Annotated in this window: 16 protein-coding genes; 10 read left to right on the forward strand and 6 right to left on the reverse strand. The window is 65.3% G+C overall.

Annotated features, from left to right (window positions below):
• Nucleotides 1-397 precede the first annotated feature (397 nt).
• The 5 genes from EB836_RS06990 to EB836_RS07005 form a co-directional block, all read right to left on the reverse strand.
• The gene (locus EB836_RS06990) at nucleotides 398-1,153 is read right to left on the reverse strand and encodes a Fic family protein (protein ID WP_167854381.1); all 756 of its coding nucleotides are present in this window, start codon (nucleotides 1,151-1,153) and stop codon (nucleotides 398-400) included.
• 69 nt (nucleotides 1,154-1,222) lie between these two features.
• A complete protein-coding gene (locus EB836_RS06995) occupies nucleotides 1,223-1,426 on the reverse strand; it encodes an antitoxin VbhA family protein (RefSeq protein ID WP_009882040.1) in 204 nt (67 codons plus the stop codon).
• A 168-nt stretch (nucleotides 1,427-1,594) separates the two neighbouring features.
• The gene (locus EB836_RS18155; protein ID WP_009882039.1) at nucleotides 1,595-1,747 is read right to left on the reverse strand and encodes a hypothetical protein; all 153 of its coding nucleotides are present in this window, start codon (nucleotides 1,745-1,747) and stop codon (nucleotides 1,595-1,597) included.
• A gap of 183 nt (nucleotides 1,748-1,930) precedes the next feature.
• Entirely contained in the window at nucleotides 1,931-2,593 is a 663-nt protein-coding gene (locus tag EB836_RS07000) for a response regulator transcription factor (protein ID WP_135538904.1), read from the reverse strand.
• A complete protein-coding gene (locus EB836_RS07005; RefSeq protein WP_205683326.1) occupies nucleotides 2,590-3,702 on the reverse strand; it encodes a histidine kinase in 1,113 nt (370 codons plus the stop codon). The genes EB836_RS07000 and EB836_RS07005 overlap by 4 nt, the downstream gene beginning before the upstream one ends.
• 458 nt (nucleotides 3,703-4,160) lie before the next feature.
• Here EB836_RS07005 and EB836_RS07010 point away from each other — a divergent pair, with 458 nt between their 5' ends.
• The 6 genes from EB836_RS07010 to EB836_RS07035 all read left to right on the forward strand — a co-directional run bounded on the left by EB836_RS07010 (nucleotide 4,161) and on the right by EB836_RS07035 (nucleotide 8,952).
• Nucleotides 4,161-4,565 (forward strand): hypothetical protein, encoded by a 405-nt coding sequence (locus EB836_RS07010; protein WP_009883850.1) that lies wholly within the window; start codon nucleotides 4,161-4,163, stop codon nucleotides 4,563-4,565.
• A gap of 5 nt (nucleotides 4,566-4,570) precedes the next feature.
• Complete coding sequence (locus EB836_RS07015; protein ID WP_050773395.1) at nucleotides 4,571-5,011, forward strand: hypothetical protein; 441 nt, start codon at nucleotides 4,571-4,573, stop codon at nucleotides 5,009-5,011.
• Nucleotides 5,012-5,078: 67 nt separating this feature from the next.
• The gene (locus tag EB836_RS07020; protein ID WP_009883848.1) at nucleotides 5,079-5,474 is read left to right on the forward strand and encodes a hypothetical protein; all 396 of its coding nucleotides are present in this window, start codon (nucleotides 5,079-5,081) and stop codon (nucleotides 5,472-5,474) included.
• Between the two features lie 88 nt (nucleotides 5,475-5,562).
• Nucleotides 5,563-6,459: an ABC transporter ATP-binding protein gene (locus EB836_RS07025; protein ID WP_009883847.1), complete on the forward strand. Its 897-nt coding sequence runs from the start codon at nucleotides 5,563-5,565 to the stop codon at nucleotides 6,457-6,459.
• Complete coding sequence (locus EB836_RS07030) at nucleotides 6,446-7,243, forward strand: hypothetical protein (RefSeq protein ID WP_081448591.1); 798 nt, start codon at nucleotides 6,446-6,448, stop codon at nucleotides 7,241-7,243. Before EB836_RS07025 ends, EB836_RS07030 begins: the two co-directional genes overlap by 14 nt.
• Complete coding sequence (locus EB836_RS07035; protein ID WP_101556085.1) at nucleotides 7,240-8,952, forward strand: ABC transporter ATP-binding protein; 1,713 nt, start codon at nucleotides 7,240-7,242, stop codon at nucleotides 8,950-8,952. Before EB836_RS07030 ends, EB836_RS07035 begins: the two co-directional genes overlap by 4 nt.
• On the opposite strand, the gene EB836_RS07040 is transcribed toward EB836_RS07035, so the two are convergent.
• The gene (locus EB836_RS07040; protein WP_009883844.1) at nucleotides 8,942-9,433 is read right to left on the reverse strand and encodes a hypothetical protein; all 492 of its coding nucleotides are present in this window, start codon (nucleotides 9,431-9,433) and stop codon (nucleotides 8,942-8,944) included. The two genes, EB836_RS07035 and EB836_RS07040, sit on opposite strands and share 11 nt — an antisense overlap.
• A gap of 261 nt (nucleotides 9,434-9,694) precedes the next feature.
• Here EB836_RS07040 and mobF point away from each other — a divergent pair, with 261 nt between their 5' ends.
• The 4 genes from mobF to EB836_RS07065 all read left to right on the forward strand — a co-directional run bounded on the left by mobF (nucleotide 9,695) and on the right by EB836_RS07065 (nucleotide 18,709).
• Nucleotides 9,695-13,144, forward strand: a complete 3,450-nt coding sequence (gene mobF / locus EB836_RS07045) for a MobF family relaxase (RefSeq protein WP_240689718.1) — start codon at nucleotides 9,695-9,697, stop codon at nucleotides 13,142-13,144.
• A gap of 894 nt (nucleotides 13,145-14,038) precedes the next feature.
• Nucleotides 14,039-14,704, forward strand: a complete 666-nt coding sequence (locus EB836_RS07055) for an ABC transporter ATP-binding protein (protein ID WP_167854382.1) — start codon at nucleotides 14,039-14,041, stop codon at nucleotides 14,702-14,704.
• A complete protein-coding gene (locus tag EB836_RS07060) occupies nucleotides 14,697-16,082 on the forward strand; it encodes an FtsX-like permease family protein (protein WP_135538913.1) in 1,386 nt (461 codons plus the stop codon). Before EB836_RS07055 ends, EB836_RS07060 begins: the two co-directional genes overlap by 8 nt.
• Before the next feature lie 224 nt (nucleotides 16,083-16,306).
• Nucleotides 16,307-18,709, forward strand: coding sequence for a lipopolysaccharide kinase InaA family protein (locus EB836_RS07065; RefSeq protein ID WP_167854383.1), 2,403 nt, complete (start codon nucleotides 16,307-16,309; stop codon nucleotides 18,707-18,709).
• The last annotated feature ends 39 nt before the right edge of the window (nucleotides 18,710-18,748 follow it).

Here is an 18,748-nt window from a genome sequence, read left to right on the forward strand (position 1 = left end):
TTCAGGGTGCCTGCACGTTGCAGTCACCGTGGCGTCACCTGGGATCTCCACGGTGGTGCCAGCGTGGCACCACCGTTGACCGTTGACGGGGGTGAAAATTTTCCACCCCCGTGGCCGGAGGCACGGTCCTGCAAATTTTGCGGGACCGCGGCGGTCGCGCAACGGTCCCGGAAATTTTCCGGCCCCGTTGACCCGCCTTGGCTGATGGCACGGTGGTGCCGATTCGACACCACCGTACTCGGCGGCACCGTCGCGGGGCGTCATCAACTGTGTGCGAAACTTTCCCGCACCGTACGACCAGGTCTTCTGCCTCCGACTGCCCGTCGCGCGGGTGGTCAACGGGTCCGCACATTTTGCGGATCCGTTCTCCTGACGGGCTCCTCGACTTCGTGCTGGTTCATAGCCCAAGCCCTCGATCCTGAGGGCCGGGCCCGCGCCGGGGCGGAGGCCCGAAGGGTGGATCGGGGTCGAGCTGGTTTGCCCGCCGCTGTAGCGCCGCCCGCAACTCCCGATCCAGCGCCTCAACGTCCCGTCGCGGTCGGGGGCAAGTGAACTCCGCTGCTGCTTGCTCCATCCGCTCCGGGAGATCATCGGCCCTGATGGAAGCGACCGGGATGAGCGCCGGGTGCAGCAGCGCCTCAAGCCCGTCCGGGGCACGGTAGATCGCGACGGTCCGCGCGTGGGCGAACACATTCGGATCGATCTGGTTCCAGTCGATCACCCAACCAGCCTCGACGGCGAGCTGATTGAACAGCGTGAACTGGCTGCGAGTATTGACGTCGCGGAACGGGTGGATCGCCGTGGTCTCACCCCAGGTCCAGGCCAGGCCCGCGGAGAACCCGGCACGATCACGACCCTTGAGATAGTCCATCCCCGCCAGAGCCCCGAAGACACGATCGGCCTCGTCGGAGATGAACTCGGGCAGGCAGTGCGCGATCCCGGTCCCACCCGGACCGGTGTTCGTATCCCGCAACTGACCACCCCAGGTGTAGAAGCCCTCGACCAGCCGGGCATGGATCGCCTGCAAGTGCGCCAGGTCAAAACTGCCGGAGATCGGTGTCCGAGCCAGCTCGCGGACACGCAGACCGATGACCGCGGTCTCGGCTTCCTTCCACGCCGCCGGGTCGGTGTAGCCGGGGATGTTGACGAGCACTTCGGTGCCAGGATACGTGTAATGATCCGGCATCAGTGCCCACCCCTGGCCGCGAGGTCGTGCGCCCGGTTACCGGGTGATGCCGTACTTGGCGTCGATCTGCGCCAGCCGCTGGGCGATGGCCTCGTCGGCGGACAGTTCCCCGGCGAGCACCTTTCGGCCCAGGGCACGGTCGGCGTCGGTCTCCTCTTCGCCGGCCATCCGCTGGCCTGCGGTAACCTGTGCTTCGAGCCGGTCGATCTCGGCCTGCGACAGCGTCTTCGTGGTCGCCATGCTGGTTCCTCCTCCATGCTCACCTGCCACCCCCTAGTCTACCGTTCCGGACCCTCATCCTGCCGGTGCATACACGGTGATTGATCCGAGTAGCGCAGTGCGAGCAGTCCGTCGCGAGATAGGTACGGGCCGCTTCCCGGACATCGCTTTCTCGTCTCTGTGGGGTGCTCAGCTCAGGTCGTGTGCCTGTCGCATCCACGCTTGCTGCTGCGCGATCAGCCCGGTCCGATTGGTCGGGTCGAGCGCTCTGGTCTGCTGCTTGACCAGCCGGCGGCGGGAGGCCCACTGCGCCCGCTCGTCTTCGTCGGTGGCGTCGGACATCCGCGCTAGCAGCAGCGCCGAAAGCAGGGTTCACGCTTCACGAGTGATGCCATGGACGACCACGTCCTCGACCAGCATCCGGTCATACCATCCGTGGATTGATTCTGCGGAAATCGTGGCTCGCGCGCTCGGTCTCATCTTCCGCGCCTGATCATGTGAGGTCCACTTTGAGGCATCTTGTTCTCATGTCGGCGAGTCCGAGAGGCCCGCATCGTGTCCGAGGACAGCCAATCGGACACGATTGGTGATCTGCAACTGGGTGAAGATGCTGGCGAGATGTGCTTTCACTGTCGCGGGCGAACAGTGCAGGCGTTTACCGATCTCAGCGTTCGTGAGTCCTTGGGCCACGTACTGGACGACTTCTCGTTCGCGTTCGGTCAGTTGGGAAAGGGCTTCAATCGCCTGATCTTTTCTGGCATTGTTGCCGTTCACCGAGTATTTGTCGAGGAGTACTCTCGCGTGGCGCGATGAGAGAATTGTGCGGCCCTCGGCCGTTTCACGGACCGCGTCGATGATCTCGGCGGGAGGCGTGTCCTTGAGGAGGTAACCGCTGGCTCCTGCGTCGAGCACTGAGAGGACGTGCGCGTCAGTGTCGAAAGTCGTCAGGGCCAGGACCTTCGGGGGTTCCGGGAGCTTCATCAGTTCGGCGGTGGCCTCACGCCCGTCCATGCCCGGCATCCGCAGATCCATGAGAACAACATCAGGGTGAACCCGTTCGACCTCGACGATGGACTCCTTCCCATCAGTAGCCTCTCCGACGCACTCAACGTCGTCAGCAGAGTCGAAGATGAACCGAAGACCGGCCCGGACCAGCGGGTCGTCGTCAACGATGAGGACGTGAATCATCCGCTCGCCTCCGTCTGGTCGGTATCAGCTGCCGGCCACGGCAGGTCGGCTCGGACGATGAACACGGAGTCGGACTCGGTGACTGTCAGTTCGCCGCCGACCGTGCGCGCGCGTTCCTGGAGGCCGGGTAGCCCTCGCCCTCCGTGGCCGGGGCGTTCTGTCTCGGAGACAGGGTCTGTCACAGCGTTTCTGACCTCGATGACCAGGTGCTGTCCCGGAGATCCCGCAAGCGACACGATCACTGGCGCGCTCGGCGCATGCCTATGCGCATTGGTCAGGCCCTCCTGGACGATCCGGTACGCCGCTCGCGTGGTCTTCTCCGGAAGCATCTCGGGTGTGGTCAGATCGGAGGACACGAGGTCGACGATCGCCCCGCTGGAACGGCTTTCGGTGATGAGCTTCTCGATCCCGAGGATGTCCTGGGGAACGAGTGATCGTTCCGTTGCCTCTGAATCCAGCCAGTCGGGAGTCTCGATCGAGCCGATGATGGACCGGAGATCGTCGAGGGCCGCACGGGCGCTTCGTCTAATGAGCTGTGCTTGTTTCTCCACGACCTCCCCTCCGGCGTGGGCATTGAGTTCGAGTCCTCCGGCTTGCATGGTTAGCAGAGACAGCTTGTGCCCAAGCACATCATGGGCTTCGCGGGCGATGCGGGCACGTTCCAACAGGACAGCCTCAGCCGCTCGCGCTGATCGTTCGGCCTCGGCATGCTCGGCACGAATCCGGTAGCTGTCGGTGAGGTCTCGGCGCGCCGCGACGGCGGTGCCGATGAGGTAGGGGACGAGTACGACGACGATGCTGTTGAGCAACCAACTGCCGACGCTGGTCCAGGCTTCGAGGTCAACGCCATCGACCGATACGAGACGTTCCCCTCGCGCCGCGACAACACCCAAGAGCACGAAGGTCAAGGCGATGGCGAGGAGCCCGCGCCGACCTTTGCGTCGCACTCCGAGATTGAATAGTGCTGGGATGAGCAGTACTTGGGTGGCAAACGCCGTCGTCGCCCACGCCACCACGAGCAGTGCATACGGGTATTTCTCGCGGACGAGGGCGGCAGCGGCCCCCAGGGCGGCCAGCCCGATGAGGATCACCTGAGGCCAGCCGTTCATCCCACTGGCCGCGAGAACAGTTAGTGAGGCGATCACGAGCACGTACGCGGCCGACCGTGCCCAGTCTGTCGAGCGATGCACGGGCTCGGGTCGAGGTGTCGTTGGCATCCGTTCACCGCCTCCCGGGAACTGTCCATCCCCTCGTGTCCGCGTGGCTCGTCCTGCTCCTGATTCTACCTCCCCACCGTCCTTCGCCATTCGGCTAGAGAACCGTCACGAAGCCACCCTGCCCGGCACCGCCGGTCACACCCGCCCACAGAGCGCGCCGACACGCTCATGCCGCGACGCGGTCACAGCGCATTCGCGTCCGAACGGCCTATACAACAGCCTGTTCTCTAGGCCGATCGGGCGAGGAATTGTCTATCCGCTCCGCCGATGCGGGCGACACCATGATCTTGGGAGCGTAGATGGCAACAGGAAATCCTGTTCACGCCAGATTTTCAACGCGGAGGATCGCCATGAATGACCGCACACACAAATACGAGAACCTGACCAGAATCGACTATCCAAAAGTCGAGGAAGACTCGCAGCTCCCGCCGCTGACCCGTGAAGCGGTGCAAAAGGAAGCGCGTGAAGGACTCGAAGAAATCCGTGACTTCATCACCACGGACGAATTCGTCTCCCTGTTGGGCGAACTCTACGACCTCCCTCCGGAGGACCGCGACAGCTACGTCCGCACAGTCCTGCTCGATGCTGACGAGCTCGGCAAGCGGGGAATCCACACACCGGACGGGATCAAGATCCAGCGGTCTCAGTTCGGCGACCACCGGCCGACGATCTTCTGCGTCACCAAGCTCATGTCCGATGGGGTGCGCAAGGTGACGTACACCTTCGACAACGAGTCGATTCCGGCGAGGGCGTGAGGCTGATGCTTTCCACCGACGTGAGAGGCAACGGAACAGCGCTACACGACACCTACCATGCCGCCACCGTCGACGAGTTGCGCAAGAACTCCTCCCTCCGACGGTTGCTAGCCATCGTCAATCAGCAGATGCTCTTCCCTCATCGCGGCCGGATCGACCTGTCAGACGACCGCCTGAGTCTCGGGTCCTGGCGCACGCTGATGCCGAACGAGATCGCCCATGTCTCGATGAGCTTCCTCCCCGAGTACAGCAGAGTCGCTGCCGGCGGCGCACGAGGAGGATTCCCCTCCTTCGGCGCCCTGAAGCGACTCGGCGCGCCTTTGGTCCTGGACCTCAGGACCGGAGAACGCATCGCTTTGCTGATCGGATACACCTGGTGGTCCGGTACGACAAAGGATGCACATTGGTTCCCCGCGCTGAAAGCTTTCGCAGCCCGAGGCGAGTAGAACCAGCAGTAACACCCCCATCTGAATACTCAACCCCACGAGTATTCACCCCACGAAAGGAAATGCCATGTCTGTCATGGAAACCACCGACCACACCGAAGTGGATCGGACGCTCGACGAGATCCGTCATCAGGTCAACAAGGAGACGGTGACGAAGCAGATCAACGAGTTCATCGACATCATCTCCACCGACGGGTTCCTCGACTACGTCAACGGAATCGCCGCGCTGCCGACGTATTCCGAGCGGCGTGAGTACACCGCGAAGACGGCAAACGTGCCCACCCTCAGGGAGCATGGCGTGCCCACGCCCGACGGGCTGCGGCTGACCACCCGCGAGTTCGAGATGCCCGAGGACGGACGCGCGGCCAACACACCCTTGGTCCAGGTCCGGCCGGGCACCGATCCGCGGATGGGCTTCTGCGTCAGTGTCGGCGTCGTCGTCTGCGCCAGCTACGGCGGCTGAACCACACAATCGAAACGGGGTGTTCTTCCGCACGGTCGATATGCGGAGGAGCACCCCGCTTCCTGCACACGAAAGACAGGCGCCCATCATGGACAGCAGCGACACCACCATCTGCATTGCCGAGCAGATTAGCCACAGCTACGGGCCCCGCAGTGCGCTGACAGACATTTCCTTCTCCCTGCCCCAAGGAACGGTCATCGGTCTCGTCGGTGCCAATGGCAGCGGGAAATCGACGCTCTTGCGCATTCTCTCGGGCGTCCAGCGACCCAGCTCCGGAACAACCTTCCTCTTCGGAGAGAACCTTGCCGACTCAGAAGCGGCGGGCAGAGGGCTGGGGGCGGCCGTCGACGGTATGGCCCTCTGGCCTGGCTGGAGCGTACGGCAGAACCTGCGCTACATCGCCGGCCTCTGCGGAGCCACTAACGAACAGATCGATGACGCCGCCGCACTCGTCGACATCGCCGCAGAGATGAAGACCCGGCTCCGGCGTCTCTCCCTTGGCAACCGGCAACGCGTGCTCCTGGCCGCAGCGATCCTCGCTGGCACCAGGATCGTCCTCATGGACGAACCGATGAATGGACTCGACCCCGATACGCGCCAGCGGATCAGGGAAGTCATCATCATGCTTGCTGGCCAGGGCAGGACCGTCCTGCTGTCCAGCCATGACCTGCACGACGTGGAATCCCTATGCAGCCAGCTCATCGTCCTCGACGACGGGCATCTGATGTTCGCAGGCCAGACCGCGGACTTCGTCGGTGCCAGCACGATGACGATCCTCCGAATGGATTCCGACGCCACCAGTCGAGCACAGATGCTGCTCACCGACGCAGGAATCCATTGCCGCCGAGACAGTACCGGAGCACCCGTGGTCTTCACCCACGAGGCAACTGCCGCTACTCGGATTCTCACCACCGCCGGCATCAGCGTCCTCGCCGCCGACGAACGTCACGCCACACTTGAGGAGAAGTTCCATGACCGCCTCTAACGCCCCCCGCATCACGCGGACAGAAACAAGCCGATGGGTGCGAGATCCCGTCGTCCTCATCACGATCGGCGCTCTCATCACCGTCTCCGCGGCACTGACCTATCTCGCCATCTCCGTAGCGACCGGCTCCACGTCATCGGGCGGCAACGGCGTTCAACTCCAAACGGACACCACCCTCACCGCCGAATCCACCAACGACGACCTAGCGTCGATGGCGCGAAGCAGCCTGACAATGCTCGTACCCATCGCCGCGATCATCGTCGGGGTCCGATTCGCCGGAGGCGAGCTCACATCAGGGGCGCTGCTCCAGATGGGCGTGGCTGCCCGCCGCCTCCGGTTCCTCTTCGCGGTACGCCTGGTGCTGCTGGTGGTCATCGCCGGAATCGCCGGTGCCGCCACCGCAGCGGTGACCCTCGCCGCAACCGAAGCTGCACGGGCTCAGTCCGCTGATCTGGCTCACCTCACCGTGTGGGAAGCAGGCGGCTCCCCGGTCTTTGGAGCTGCGATGCAAGCCGTGGTGATCGCTGTGCTCGCGTTCGGCCTCTCCGCCCTGACCCGGAGGTGGATCGTCATCACCATCTGCATGCTCGTCTACATCGTCGGGCTGGAACCAGCACTCTCGGGCCTATTCGCCGACGCCAGCGCCTGGCTGCCGAGAACGGCGACATCCGAGCTGATGCTCCCGCAACCGGAACTCGCACACGTCCTGCCCACCGCGATCTGTGCCCTGCTGCTGGCCATCATTGCCGTCGCCAGCCTCCGCCGCGACCGGGTAGCACGATGAGTGCGCCGACAACCGCTCAGCAGGATCATTTGCTGGTCGTACAAGCGCGCTCACGACGCAGCGTCCGCTGGGCTGGTCAAACAGTCGCTGTCATCGCGGCCATCGTCGAACTCATCGTCCCTGTTGCTATCGCCTCTGGAGTCGCACGAGTCTTAGACGGCGCACCGGTTGGCATGGGGGTGCTCGTGCCAATGCTCGCCGCCATCATCGGCGCCGGAGCATTTGCTGCCGCTCAGGTGGTGCTCCTCACCCGCATCGCCGCCTCAGAGATGCATCGACTGCGCCTGACCGTCGCGGCCAGGCTGGTCGGCCTCAGGCCCCGAACCGTCGAGAAGCTCGGGGTCGGCGAGGCGACCGCGCTCTACAGCCACTACGCCAACGAGCTCGAGCCCCTGCTCACGGCCGACGCGATTCGTCGGCGTACCGCCGTGATCACAGTTGTCGGTTGCCTGGTGCTCATGGTCGGATTCGAATGGAGGCTTACGCTCGCTCTGCTCGTTGCCCTCATCGTCGCAGGCCTCATCATCGGCATCGTCATCAAGCCCGTCAAAGAACGCGCTGCCTTCGGGCTCAATGCGCTGGCCGAGACGGCAGCAGACATCGGCGAGTACCTTCGCTCGATCCGCTCAGCAACCGTGTACGGCCTGGGCGCGAGCTACCGACGTGAGTTCGAGACCCGGCTTGCCGAGGTCGCCGTCACAGAGCGTCGCGTCGGACATGCTCAAGCGCTCGTCGACCTCATTGTCAAGACGACATCAATGCTTCTGCTTGTCGCCCTCGGCGCGCTCGGAATGCTCCTGGTATCGATCGATGCCATGTCCGTGGCCAACCTCTCCGGGTTCCTCGGGGCTCTAGCCATCCTTCTCGCTCCTGCCGCCAAGTACGCCGAACTGATCCAACAGGTACGCACTGCCCAAGCAGCCCAATCCCGGATCGAGCAACTCCCATCCGAAGCGGAACCGTCTTCATCTGCTCCAGTGCCCGCGCCGACTATCAACCGGCTCGAAGTCACCGACGCGATCCTCGAACCCGCCGATGGCGCCGTCGTCGGACCGGTGTCATTCTCCGCACGCGCCGGAGACCTCGTATGCCTCGTCGGACCCAGCGGCGCCGGGAAAACCACACTCCTATCCGCGATTGCAGGATTCGCTCCCGTCACCGCCGGCCAGATGCACATCGGCGGAAAGGATCTTCCGCACTGGTCCCCGCCGGAGCTGTGGCGTTCCATCGCCTATGTCGAACAAGGCACGCCCACTCTCGGAGCAACGGTCCGAACCTTCCTCACCCCAGACGAGGCCAACCCGCCTGACGAAACGACACTGCGGACTCTCCTCACAGCATTCAACCTCGATGACAGGCTCGGCGCTGATGGCATCGAGTCGCCCCTGGAACGGGCAGGAACCAGCCTCTCCGGCGGCGAACGACAGCGTCTTTCCATCGTTCGCGCCCTCGCCAGCGACCGACCGCTGCTTCTCCTCGACGAACCCACAGCCCATCTCGACTCTCACACCGAGACAGCAGTCCTCGAAGCCATTGACCAACTGCGCAAAGACCGCCTCGTCATCGCCGCGACCCACTCCGAACGGCTCATCCAAAGAGCAGATCAAGTGGTGCAACTGGACCCAGGGGTGACTGCCAACCGACCAACATCGGACCTGGACACGAACGTCGCCGAATTGCTTGCTGCCACCCGCCCGGTCACGCCCTGAACAGCGACCGGGCCGTGAGGAAGATCCCGCGCTGGCGGAACGCCCGCGGGCTCTCCCGGTCCGCGTCTGCGCGGAAGATCGCGGGCACCGAGGGATACCAGGCCGTGGTGCGCCGTGCCGGGTCGAGAGCCCACACCGGTGGCGACCAGCCGTCGCGCTCAGCCAGATGATCGGCCAACGCCGCGAACGCGGCATCCGCCTCGCCGGCCCCGGTCAGCTCCGGCTCATCGACGAACACCCCGGCGGCGAGGCCCGGGCCACCGCGGCGCAGCGTGGACGTGTAGTCATCCAGGGTCTGGAGGACACCGAACCGCCAGCACGCGTCCAGGCCCTCGCCCTCAGCCAGGAGATTCCGGCAGGCCTTCGCGTTCCCGGCCGCGGTGTGCCGCACCCCGACATCGGTCGCGAGCACAGGCCCGGGCTCGACCAGGGAGGCTGCGAGCAGCTCACCGACCGAACGGACCTCACCCCGGAACACCATCAACCCATCTCCTGTCCTTCAGTCTCCATCTTCCCAGATCCACCACCAGCAGACCATGGACAACGCCCCGCAGCCACACGGACCTCCGTACCGCCGCTGAACAAGCACCCCAGCCGAGTCCGACCGCACCGGCTCCGCCGCCCCTTACTCCGGTCTCTCTCATGAGCCCCGCACCGGAAGAGACGAATGGACGCATGTTACCTGCGGTAGTGCCCGCACACCTTCCTCGCGAAGCGACTCGTGAGGAAGGCGGTGACCGGCATGAAAGGCGGCGTGACCCTCTTCCGCGGACCCGGAACCGCCGCGCGCCGGTACCTCGAATCCGACCGGTCGACCGCGGATGACTACTACCTCGAAGGCGGCACCGCCCTGGCGGACTTCACCATCACCAACAGTCGCGGTGAGGTCGTCGCGAACACCGGCCTGGACCCGGAGCAGTACGCAGGCTGGGTCGACTGGGTCCATCCGATCACCGGGGAGCAGATGGGCATCCCGCGCGAGGCGGGCGAGGTCCGGAAGGGCTCCCCGCGGTTCGCGGAGATGGTCGTCAACACCCCCAAGTCCCTCTCAATCGCGGCCGCCTTGCACCCGGAAGTCTCCGACGCCCTCGACGCCGCCCAACAGGACGCGGTCTCTGAGATTCGGCGGTGGCTGGCCCAGCACGCCTACACGCGGGTCGGCCCGCGCGGGCAGCAGGAAATCATCCCCGTCGAGTCGGTGCAGACCGTCGCCGTGGTGCACCGCACGAGTCGTGCCGGTGATCCGCACCGGCACGTGCACTTCCAGATCGGCACCCGCGTTCCCGCGGCGGGCAAGTGGCGTGCCCTCGATACTGCGGTCCTGTTCAAGCAGCAAGGCGCGATCCGTGCACTCGGCGCTGCAGTGATCGCGGCGAACCCGCAATTGGCTGCAACCCTGGACGCGCATGGGCTCACCCTCGATCCGGTCACGGGGGAGGTCACGGAGCTGGAGGCGTTCAATCCGGTGATGAGCAAGCGCGCCCATCAGGTCGAACGCAACCTCGCACGTCTCGAAGCCGAATGGGAGCAGGCCCATCCCGGCGAGGAGCCCGGCCCCGTGGTCCGGGCGCGGTTATTGCACAAGGCGTGGGCGTACGAGCGGCCGAACAAGAAGCCCGCCGACCTCGGCGACGAGGAAGCGTGGCGGCAGGAACTTGTCCAGGCCGGCTACGACCCCGAGACCCTCACCCGAGCACCGGCACCGGCACGGGTCTCCATTGATGATCTCAGCGTGCAGGAGGTCGCGAACCGTGCCCTGGACCGGGCTGCGGCGGGTGGGTCGACGTGGACGGTGCACACCATCCGCGAGCACGTCACCCGCATCACCACCGACCACGGCGTGCAAGCGACCGGCGAGGAGTTGCGCGAGTTCGTGCAACTCGCCACCGACCTTGCAATAGGAGATTGCTTCTCCGTGCTGCCACCCGGTGCCGTGCACCCCGAACATGTTGCACACCTCACCAGCCTGCGGGTGGTGGAGGCCGAGACGCAGTTGCGGGACCGGCTCGAAGCGCAGGCATCGAACCGCGAACCTCGCCGCCCCGACCTCAGCACCCTCGCTACTGAGCACGGTCTCGATGCCGGGCAGGCTGAGGCCGCTGCCGCGGTCGCCTCCCGTGACCCGCTCGTGGTCGTCGAGGGGGCGGCCGGGTCCGGGAAGACCACCATGCTCGCCACCGCCATCGAAGCCCTCGAACACGAGAACCGGCGGGCGCGGGTGGTCACCCCCACGAAGAAGGCCGCCCAAGTCGCAGGAGAGACTCTGAAGGTGCCCACCGATTCCGTGGCTGCGCTCGTGTACGCGCACGGGTTCCGGTGGAACGACGACGGCGTCTTCACCCGCCTCAAGCGCGGCGATCCCGACCCCACCACGGGCAAGACCTATATGGGTCCGCCGCAGGCCGCGCGGCTGGCCCGCGGAGAGAGGGTGATCGTGGACGAGGCCGGCATGCTCGACCAGGACACCGCCCTGGCCCTCCTCACCATCATCCGCGAGGCCAGGGCGTCGGTGGCGCTCGTCGGCGACCGCGCCCAACTCCCGGCCGTGGGGCGCGGCGGCGTGCTCGACATGGCTGCCCACATCCGTGGTGCGACCGTGGATATGAGCGAGCTGCACCGCTTCGACGACGACCAGTACGCGGCCCTGACGTTGCGGATGCGCGACGGGAAGAACCCGGCGGCGATCTTCGACCAGTTACACGCCCTGGGCCTGGTCCAGCTGCACGCTGACGATGACGCGCTGCGCGAGCACATCGCCGAGCACACGGCCCCCGAGGATGCGGTGACGGTGGCGACCAACGATGAGGCCACGGCGTTGAATGAGCTCATCCGCACCGTCCGCGTCGAAGCCGGCGAGGTCGATGACACCCGCACCGTGACCGGCTCCGACGGTCTGCCCATCGGTGTCGGGGATCTGGTGCAGGCGCGGCAGAACGATGCCGAGCTGCGGGTGGCGAACCGGCAGACCTTCACCGTCCAACACATCGGCGAGGACGGTACGGTGCATGCCATCGAGACCGGCACCGACCGCAAACACAACGTCACCGTCGCCCTCCCGGCCGAGTATGTGGCTGAGCACGTGCACCTGTCCTACGCTGCCACCGCCTACGGCGTCCAAGGCACCACCGTGAACAGTGCGCACACGGTGCTCTCCGACGCCCTCGACGCCGCAGCCGTCTACGTCGGCCTCACCCGCGGAAGCGGACGCAACGAACTCCACGTGGTCGCTGCGGACCTCGCGGACGCGAAGGCGCAGTTCGTCGAGGCGATGGGCCGCGACCGCTCCGACCGCGGCCTGACCGACGCCACCGCCCGCGCACACGAGGCCATCGCCGGTCTTGTCAAGGACGGCCCCGCCTCGATGGTCATCAGAGAGCTGTCCCGCCTCGACGGACTGGCGGAGAAGGCTGAACAGCGGGCCGCCTGGTGGGAGAACGTTGGTGAGCAGCTTGCCGCGCTCTCGGCGCGGCATCGGGAGGAGACGGACGAGGCCACTACCGCCCTCGCCACGGCCGAGGAGCACGCCGCCACCGTGCGGGCCGACACCCTCGCGCCCCTGGAGGCACGCGCCGAAGCCGAGGGCCGGGAGTACCTTGACGCGGTGGGTGAGGAAGCCCAGGCCGCCGGACGACTGGCGACGGCTGGGTGGTTCGGCAAGCGGCGCGCCCAGCGCGAGCACGACACCGCCCGCGACCACGCCCAGGCCCTGCGCGGTCGCCTGTCCTCGGAGTGGGGCACTCTCCCGCGGCATAGGGGCGACCTCGATGAGTGGGTGGGTCGTGTCGCCGCCCAGCAGGCTGAGGAGGCTCCCGAGGTGGTGGAGGCTGACGAGGCCGTGGTCGAGGCGCGGCAGGCGCGCACCGGGTTGCAAGAGCGGCAACGCCGCGACCGGGTCACCCTTCTGGCGCGCCTCCACGGGGCGGACAACGTCCGCCGTGACCCCGACCGGTACCTGCGCACGAGCCCCCGGAGGCAGGCGGCGAAGTGGAGGGCATCGGCGAAAGAGGCGCGGGGCGAGGCCGCCGAGCTCCGCGGCCTGCCAGCGGATCAGGCGGTGTATCTCATCGAGATCAAGCGCGCCGCCGCCGAAGCCCATGAGACAGCACTCCGGGAACGGCAGCGGCAACTCCCCGACGACCGGGACCATGCCCAGAGCACGCCCCGTCGAGACGGCCCGGCACGCGGCCTCTAGGCGGGAGGAGGCGAGCCCCAGTTACGCCGTTTGGTCAGATGCAATGACCCGCAGGATGGGCACCGGTAGATTCGGAGCGGGCCGGCCGAGCGCGAGCGTCGTAGGGCCACCCTGGCAGCCTCGGCATAGTTGCGGTACTGACGCTTGCCGCTATCTGGGCAGAGGGGGCCGGCAGGTTGATGGCGCTTCGCGCGTCGTCGCGAGCCCATGCTTTCCCTCCCGCCAGTATCACGTGGACCAATGCGACTCACACCTGGCCCGCTTCCCATTGTCCTCGGCCACACGCCGCCAGGGCCCCGTCCGATCGGTCGCGGAACTAAGACTGACTAACCCGACAAGGAAGTCCGCCGAGTTGGCCGGTTGACTCTTCACCCGAGATGTGCATCTCCCATCCGGTCGGACAGCGAGACTCCGACCAGTCGGAGGTGTTCAACGTCACGTCCGCCAAGGAATAGTAGTGATCACAAGGCACATCCGGAATAAAGGAAAACTCAAGTCGGAGCGGATTGAAAAGCACTCGGATTGAGTGGCGGCTCATTCCACGATGCTTAAGCCGGACTACGACGCCGGATGGCACCGCGCCGAGTGAAGGAAGGAGGAAACCCTCGTGAAGAACGTCATGGAGCTTCAGGAACTGGACACCATCGAGACCAGCGGAGTCGAGGCCGCGTGGAGCATCTACAGCCTGTTCGACTGCTGAAGGATGCACCAATTTGCCCGGTGCGGACAAGCGACGTCCGCGCCGGGCAAATCTGCACCCACACCCTGACCCCGCCGACTGTATGAGGAAATATGATGCCCACCTTGACTATCGATCCGACTGCATTCTGTCGTGAGGTGTGGCTCTCTTATCAGTCGGGCAAGGGGGCCGACCCCACACACGCTTTGCGAGGCGTGTCGACTGCTGTCTACCCAGGCGAGTTCGTCTCCGTTGTCGGACCATCCGGCAGCGGAAAATCATCGTTGCTTCATGCCCTCGCCGGCTTCGCTCGGCCCAGCTACGGGCAAGCAGTCCTCCTCGGAGCCGATATCTCCCGGTCTCGTCAGGCCGCGATCGCCAAGGTCCACCGGCGGGGAGTGGGAGTCATCTTCCAATCGTTGAACCTCGTGCCGTCGCTGCCGACTGTCGAGAACGTGCTTCTCCCCAGCCGGTTCGCACACGCACGAGTGGACTTCGGCAGAGCAACCAGCATCCTTGCGAAGCTCGGGCTCGAACACCGCGTCAAGCATCGCACCAGCAGCCTCTCTGGTGGAGAGCAGCAACGAGTGGCACTGGCCCGGGTACTGTACTCACCGCCCACGATCCTCCTCGCAGACGAGCCCACGGGAGCCCTCGACACCACCTCGACCGCGCTCGTGCTCGACCAGCTCCAGCAGCTTGCCCGCAACGGCACCACAGTGATGCTCGTGACCCATGATCTGGCCGCTGGAGCGCTCGCTGACCGCGCCCTGGTGATGCGTGATGGCCAGATCGTGCGAGAGGTCCATCAACCCACGATACAGCAGTTGACCGTATCCGCCCCGGCAGCCGCTTCCGCGCAGCAGGTTAACCATGGCTAGTTCCACTCTGACCGTCGCGCTCCGAGACATCCAGCGCAACAAGTGGGTGTGGAGTTCGGCTGTGCTCGTCGCGATCACCGTGTCGATCTTCATCACCTGGTGCTTGAACTTCCTCGTCGCGGTCACCACAGCACCCGATAGCTTCTTCACAGACCTCGGGAGCAGTAAGGGCGAATACGTCACTCTGGGTTCGAACATGCTGGTGTTCTCCGGAGTGCCCGCGGTGATCGTTCTTGCCATCGTTCTCGCCGGAGTCACGGCACAGACCGCCGTAGCGCAATCGCTGTGGCGGCTCGGCGGCGCGTCACCGCCACAGGTCACGGCCATGATTCTCGTGCAGGCTGTCGCGGTCTGCTGTTCAGGCGTGCTCGCCGGGGTCGTGCTGGCTCTGCCGTTCCAAGGCAGGATCAATGATCTCCTCATCGGCATCGGCCACCCCGACGCACCGTCCCTGCCCGCAGTGCTATCCGTTTGGGCGATGGTCGGGGCAGTCGCTATTCTTGCGGCCCTCGCGGTCATCGCAGCTGTCATCCCCGCATGGAGAGCGGCACAGAAATCACCGGTCGCATTGCGTTCGGCTCCGGACGTCGCCACCCGGCCAGGCCTCAGCTATCTCATCGCGGTCGTGGCCGTCTTCGTCGTTGCCGTGCTGCCCCTTTTCGCCAGCCTCGCCGGAGTGGTCATGGTCGACGAGGTCGCACTGGCCGTGGTCGTCACGTTGCCTCTGATCCAGGCCCTTGCGGTCACGACCGCGCTGGTGGCGCCGTGGCTCCTGCCACTGGTCATCATCGCCTGGACCAAGCCATTCGCGCTCGCCTCCTCACCGTCCTGGCGCGTCGCCCGACATATGGCCATCGCTCGCATCGCCGGTTCCGCCGGTACGGTAGCCCCGTTGACGCTGGGCATCGGACTGTTCGGCACGTTCGGCATGATCAGCGCGACCGCGGCCAACGTCTCGCCTCTAGGCGCATCCCTGAACACTCTCGAAGGAATCCTTCTCCTCCTACCAGTCGGTGTGATTTCCGGTGTCGGAAGTATCGCTGTGGTCGTGATGGCCGCACGGCAGCATACGGAGGACATCGTCACGCTGCGCAGTGCGACCGCTACTCAGGCCGGGACCGATCTCATCATGGTCTTCGAGGCTCTCATCATCACTGTCAGCGCCGTGATCATCGGGATGATCCCGATCGGTATTGAGTACGGGCTTCTCGCTTTCGCTCTCGCCTCGCATGGACACGACCTCGGCCAGATCGGTATCGCCATCGGCCCGACCGCGCTACTCGTGGGCGTCGCTTTTATCGGGATGACTTCGGCGCTGCTCGTCGCGGCACGATCGGCATGGCGCAAACCCCTCGTCGACCTCCTCGCAGACCGGTAAAGGAGCAGGTTCCCATGCACAGCGCCGCGCCCTACCTCTATCCCGGAGACATATTCTTTCGGCCCCGCCGTGCTCCAGAAACGCAGCCATTCCGATGCCAGGTGCCATCAGGATGGAGCACACGGGGAGGACGGGAGTGGACGGAGTATCAGCCACAAGACCATGACACCCCGAGCCAAGGATGGAAGATTCACGTCAGCGCGGAAATCGGCGAGGCCGAAGATGTGCTGAACCGCGTCGCCACCATCGCGATCCGGCACCGTGTTGTCTTCAAGCACCTCAGCGACCGTGCTCGATTCCTCGCGCGCAATAGCAAGCTGTGTGCTCGCGTCCACGCTGGTAAGTTCATCACCCTCTATCCCGCCGATGATGCCCTCGAATCTCTCCTGCCCGCATTGGAAGACGCTCTCATCGGGTTTCGAGGGCCGTATGTGCTCTCCGACCGCCGTTGGGACACCGCGCCCATCTTCCTGCGGTATGGGGCGTTCCGGCCCGTCGACGGTCCGGATGGTCGTTTCGTCGGCTTGATCACCGGCGACGGAACACGCGTCCCCGATAAGCGTTCCCTGCATTTCGCCGTTCCCGACTTCGCATCACGCCCGGCCACTCTTCGCGCCTGGCTACACGAACTCGAACACCCGACCCCAGAGACTCCTCTGCCGTTCACAGCGCATCAGGCGTTGAAGTTCTCCAACTCCGGCGGCACCTACAGCGCCGACTACGACGGCCGGCCGGTCGTGGTCAAAGAGGGCCGTCCCAGTGCCGGCCTCGACCCTTTGGGCCGTGACGCTGTTCATCGCCTCAACCACGAACACGACGTGCTCACCGCCTTCGACGGCTTACCCGGCATCCCTCGGGTCCTCGCCCGTCTGACTTCGTGGGAGAACACCTTCCTCATCGAGGAGCAGGTCCCGGGCAAGCCCCTCCACCACTGGGCCTCCGACCAGTCAGCGTTTCGCGCAACAAGCCAGAGGGACGTTGAAGCCCGGCTGATCGAACAGGCGGCGGTGCTCGACGCACTCGAATCGGCTGTTGAGGCCATGCATCGGCGTGGCTGGGCACATATGGACATCCACGTCAGCAACGTCCTCGTCGATCCCTCGGACTTGAGAGTCCATCTGATCGATTTCGAGAATGCCATCCGCCTGGAGGAGGGGTCGTGTACTCAGCCGATGGCCGCCGCGGGTTACGGGATGTCCGGGTGCCACCAGCCCGAGGCCTTCGATTTCCAGGGGTTGCGCCAGATTGCCCTGTTCCTGCTCTGGCCAGCTGTCGGCGACGCCGTCCTGGATCTGCACCGTGCCGACCATGTGGTCGCCGCGATCCGAGCCCGGTCACAGTACATGGGCGTTCCGACCTCGAATCCTCTGCTGGCGGCCGCGCTTGATCGACTCGATGCTCTCTCCGCACGCGTCCACGCCCTGCTCGATGGAGAGAACCCGCTCACCGAGCAGGATCACTCAAGCCAATGCATTCTCGATAGATCCCCAGTCGTCAACAACAAGGATGAGTGGGAGCGTGCCCTCTCCGACGGAATCACCGCCGCCAGAAAGCGCTATGTCGGCACCGGTTACCCGGTGCATCACCACGCGCTGTCTCGCAACTGGCACGGGCTCGGCTACGGTCGCTCGATCCTGGACCGACTCACCGGCTCCAGTCCACAGCCCCTTGGGCACACGCAAACATCGCTTCCAGGTCTTTTCACCGGCTTCGTCGGCGACCTCGTCGGTCGCGGAGGCCTCACTGGCAGCGACCTGACCTCCTCAATGCTGTCCGAGATACTCAACATCGAGGGTCCTCGCGTCTTTGACGGCCTGCCCGGCGTCCTCCTCGGCCTCGCGTCCCTCCCCGAACTGCACGAGGACTCCGGTATGTGGCAGGCACTGTCTGACCGGGCAGCCGGTCTGGCACGGGCCTACCTCCGCAGGCCTGAAGACTTCGCTCCTGTCGACACCCCTACTCGCACCGATTCCCCGGACGACCATGACTCGGGTCTCCTCTACGGTCATCTCGGAGTCGCTTGGGCGCTGTCACGATTCCTCAACACGGGCCCCGCCATCATAGGTGACGCATGCACACAGGCACTGCGGGCTGAACTCGGACGCTACATCACCGTTGACGAAGGTCGAGCTCTCCTTCTCAACCAGAAATCGCGCACCATTCCCTACCTCGCCATGGGCAGTGCAGGCTTCGGCATTGTGCTTCCCGGCATCCCACGCAACCTGTGGCCGGTGGAAGTCACCGAAAACGTTTCCGCACTCACCGCTGCATGCGACGCGCACGGGTGCGTCTTCCCCGGACTGTTCAACGGCATGGCCGGACTGCAGCTCGGGCGTGCCGGTCTCTTCCACGCCGCAGGGGTAGCCAACCCCTCACAGGAGCCGAGGAGCGTCCTTACGGATGCGCTCGACTTGTTCACGTTCAACCTCGACGGCACCGCTGTCGTTCAGGGAGACGGGGGAGGCCGGATCACAACCGATCTCGCCACCGGCGGCGGCGGAGTCCTCCTGGCTCTGCGCGGCCTGAGTACAGGCATCTTCGACCTCATCGACATCGTCAGCGCTCTTCCTGCTTCCTCGCAGACCCGCGAACATCCCGGACCCACGCCCACGGAGGCGCTTCGATGAGCCAGCACACGGTCCCAATTCGGCCAGGAGTACCACCTC

The organism is Brevibacterium sp. S111 (assembly GCF_004745075.1).
Taxonomy (GTDB): domain Bacteria; phylum Actinomycetota; class Actinomycetes; order Actinomycetales; family Brevibacteriaceae; genus Brevibacterium.